Source organism: Corallococcus sicarius (assembly GCF_003611735.1).
GTDB classification, from domain to species: Bacteria; Myxococcota; Myxococcia; order Myxococcales; family Myxococcaceae; genus Corallococcus; species Corallococcus sicarius.
The window spans coordinates 1-3772 of the sequence record NZ_RAWG01000530.1 but is presented as its reverse complement, the minus strand read 5'-3'; the positions used below and the strand labels follow the sequence as shown (position 1 = coordinate 3772).

3 protein-coding genes and 1 pseudogene are annotated in these 3772 nt (G+C 73.1%); 1 reads left to right on the top strand and 3 read right to left on the bottom strand.

Annotation, left to right across the window (positions count from 1 at the left end):
- Nucleotides 1–326: 326 nt before the first annotated feature.
- A complete protein-coding gene (locus D7X12_RS40155) occupies nucleotides 327–1133 on the bottom strand; it encodes a YfiM family lipoprotein (RefSeq protein ID WP_208719605.1) in 807 nt (268 codons plus the stop codon).
- A gap of 226 nt (nucleotides 1134–1359) precedes the next feature.
- Between D7X12_RS40155 and D7X12_RS40150 the strand changes: the two genes are divergently transcribed.
- Nucleotides 1360–2367, top strand: a complete 1008-nt coding sequence (locus D7X12_RS40150; protein ID WP_244225069.1) for an acyltransferase family protein — start codon at nucleotides 1360–1362, stop codon at nucleotides 2365–2367.
- 3 nt (nucleotides 2368–2370) lie between these two features.
- On the opposite strand, the gene D7X12_RS40145 is transcribed toward D7X12_RS40150, so the two are convergent.
- Both D7X12_RS40145 and D7X12_RS40140 read right to left on the bottom strand, forming a co-directional pair.
- Entirely contained in the window at nucleotides 2371–3555 is a 1185-nt protein-coding gene (locus D7X12_RS40145; protein WP_120630407.1) for a tRNA-uridine aminocarboxypropyltransferase, read from the bottom strand.
- Nucleotides 3556–3646: 91 nt separating this feature from the next.
- A pseudogene (locus D7X12_RS40140) lies at nucleotides 3647–3772 on the bottom strand (alpha-ketoglutarate-dependent dioxygenase AlkB); the annotation flags it as partial.

The following is a 3772-nucleotide window of genomic DNA, read 5'->3' as shown; positions in this document are numbered from 1 at the left end:
GTCACCACCGCCACGGGGGGCGCGGGAGGAGCCTCGGCGGGAGTTCCGGAGGCGCGCTCACAACCGGCGAGCGCGCCCACACCGAGGGCCGACAGGGTGAACCAGGGGAGCAGTCGATTTCGCAGCACGTGGGGGACCTTCCGCGAGCGATACAGTGCGGCCCCAAATTAACAGGCCCCAGGGGCTCCTGTTCCGAGGCAAAACGCCGCACCCCGCACCTGGACTACCGGTGTCCATCAGTCCGGCGGCTGCCCGGGCAGCGACCCGGCGGGCGGGACACGTGGCCCCTGCGGAACACGGGGCGGGGCGCTACCCCTTCTCTTCCATCACGGTTCCGGCAGCGCGCCGGGAACCCGGACCGGGGCATCCGCCTGGAAGCGGGAGCGCGGACTGACAGCGAAGGACACGGAGGACGACGGATGCAGGACGACACGGGCGGCAAGGGGCGTGAGGTGGACGTGCTCGTCTGTCGCAAATGCCTGTCGAAGAGTGCCCGGGGCGGAGGGCAGGACCTGCCGCGCTGGCTCCAGGGAGAGCTGGCGGACCGGGGCCTCGCCGACCAGGTGCGCGTCACGCCCACCGGCTGCATGAACCAGTGCCCGCGCCGCCAGGTGACCGTGCTCGTCTCCGACAGCGACGACCCCGAGGGCCGCCTGCTGCTCGTGGAGCCGCGCCTGCAACGCGACCTGCTGCTGAAGTTCGTGGAGCGCCGCGCCCGACCTGCCGCTCCCCCCGCCGCTCCGGCCACCGTCGCGCCCGACGGCGACGCTCCGGGGTGGGGGCAGCAGCACCTCGGTGATGAAGCGGTCCACGAGGAACGCGGCCACCAGCCCGGTGGCGGTGCCGGCGGTGTCCCACGCCAGGTCCTTCAGGGAGAAGGAGCTGCCCCGGGCGCGGTCATAGACCTCCTTGCCAATCCCCACGCCCAACCCCAGGCCCACGCCGGTGAGGGCCCGCGCACCCGGCGAGTCGAAGAGGAACGCGCCCGCGCCATAGCCCACGCCGGTGGCGGCCAGGCAGGCCGCGAAGTGCTTGGGCTTGTCGGGTCCGAACCAGTCATCGCCGTCGGCGGCGAGGCCAGGGGCCGGGGCGAGGAGCACGAGGGCGGCGGCGAGGGCGGTACGCGGGACCATGCGGCCATCCTGTAGCATCCACCGACAGCCGCGCGCCCTCCGTCTGTGAGTGAAATCCGGGCCGGTTTCCACGCCTGCCAACCCCCACGGTTGGTGCGTTTTGGAGACGGAGCCCGAAGGTGGGCTTATGCTCGCGAGCGCTTTGAACGGACTCGGCCCTTCGCTCAGCTTCCGGCAAACCCGTCACCCCGCGCTCGATGGTGCGCGGGGCCTGGCTGTTGTCGCCATGGTGATGGGACACACGCTGGACGCGCTGCTGGCACCCGCGCTCCGCGACCACCCGTGGATCCAACGCTACTGGGAGCTGCGGGGCATCACCGCGCCGCTGTTCCTGCTCGTGAGCGGCTGGGCGGTGGTGATGGCGTTGGGCACGAAGCCCGGCGCCGCGAAGGACTCCTTCGGTCGTCGGTTCCGCCGGGCGCTCCTGTTGTTGTTCCTGGGGTACCTGCTGCACTGGCCGGGCTGGGGCGCGGTGCGCGACCTGGGCTACTCCGACGCGATGTTGGCCAAGGTCTTCCAGTTCGACGCGCTCCAGTGCATTGGCGCCGCGCTCCTGCTGGGGGCGTTCGTGCTGGTGCTGACGCCGAACCGGAGCGCGCGGGCGCTGCTGCTGGCCGGGCTCGGGGTGGGCATCCCGCTGGCGAGCGCCGTGCTGTGGAAGGCGGGCGCGCACCTGCCGGTGCCGGTGCAGCAGTTCATCGGCAATGGCGAGGGCAGCCGCTTCCCGTTCTTCCCCTGGGCGGGCTTCTTCTTCGCGGGGGCCTTCGCCGCGCACGGCCTGCATGTGTTGAAGCCGGGCTGGCCGCAGGGGCTCGCGCTCATCGCGCTGGGCGGAGGGCTGCTGGCGCTCACCCGGTGGGTGCCCGTCGAGTGGACGCCCACGAGCCCCACGATGGTGATGTACCGCGTGGCGCAGGGCCTGCTGGTGCTGGGCGCGGTGAACCTGCTGCCGCAGCGGGTGAGCGGGCTGCTGGCACCGCTGGGCCGGCTGTCGCTGTGGCTCTACGTGCTGCACCTGCCCATCGTGTACGGCTGGGCGGACATCGCGGGCCTGGGGCAGCGCATCGGGCCCCGGCTGGGACTCGCCGCGGCGCTGGGCGTCTCCGTGGCGCTGCTCGCCAGCTGCTACCTCATCGCCCGGTTCGGGCGCTGGGTGCGCGAGCAGGCCCAACCCTGGCGCTCCGGTTCGACGACGCTGGGCGCCCGCGTCGGCACCGCGCGCCTGGGCCAGTAGCGCTCAGCCCTCGGAGCCGGTACGCGGCAGGCGCACGGGGGGCGTGGTCGCACGGCCCCGGTCCACCAGCTCCCGCACCACGGACTCCAGCGCGGCGATGCGACGACCCGCGCGGCCCCGGGCCCACGGCGCCACGGCGGGCGCGCTGAGCATCTCCACCGCCTGCTCCACCCCGCCTGCCTTGCCCTTGAGCGCCCGCGCCGTGGCGAGCCGCACGTTGCGCGCCGCCTTGCGCGACAGGCCGCCATTCCACAGCAGGTCCAGGGCGAAGGTCGTCCACACCGTCAGCTCATCCTCCGGCCGCAGGAACGCCTCGAAGCGGGCGAGCGCCTCCTTGCGGGGCTCCCCGGCGCGAAGGACCTCCTCCGACAACTCGACATGCAGCGGCGTGCTGTGCGCGAGCGGCTGCTCCGGGGCGATGACCGCCTCGAAGCACTCCCCCGTGGTGAGCCGGCGCGCGACCAGGTGCACCAGCTCTGGCGGGATGTCCTCCTCCAGGGGGTGCGCGTTGGCCTCCGCGTAGAACAGGACCAGGTGGTCCGCCGCATCCGCCAGCGAGCGCAGCTCCAGCGGCGGCCGCCACTCGCCCTTGTAGATGCGCCGGCGGCCGGGCCCCGCGCGCGTCTCCTGCCGCTCCAGCTGCGTGTCCACCATGAACTCGAACGCGCCCAGCATCCGGTCGAAGTGCTCCGGGCGGCCTTCGAGTTGCCCCAGGATTTCGGCCACCGCCTCGATGGTGGAGACGCAGTGGTCGGCGGGCTCGGCGCGGATGCGGTAGTTGCTCGGGCGGCGCGGCACGAAGCCGATGCGCGGCAGGCCCGCGAGCACCGGGTTGCGCATCACCACCTTCTTCGCCTGCGGCCACGTGCCGTCCACGACGATGAGCGTCTCCGGCGGGTTCGCCCGCGCGTCCTCGACGGAGATGGCGTCCTCGCCGGGGAAGAGCACCGCGACGCGCTCGGGGTTGCGGGCCAGCTCCTCCAGGCGCGCGTGGCCGGTGAAGTCCACGCCCCGGTGCAATTCGGAGTTGGGCAGCGACAGGTGGGCCATGCGCGCGGTGCCAATGGCCACGCGCCGCTCCCGGGGGTGCTGCAGGAACACCACGCGCGTGCGCGTCTCCAGTTGGGGAACGTGCGCGCAGTAGCACGCGCTCTCAGGACGCAGACACCGGACACAGAAGGAACGCACGCCGGCCCTTTATCACGACCCCGCCCTTGCGGCCCCTCGGGTGGCCCGGTGGCCGGGGCCCACGGCCGGGCCCGGACGGCCGGATGGGAAGCGCCAGCGCCTCCACCTTCGCGACCTGCCGCTCCAGCACCGCCGGGAAGGGCTCCGCCTTCACGCAGCGGTCCTTCACGCCCTTGGGCGGCCGGTAGTAGTCGAGGCACGCGAACTGCCAGTTGCC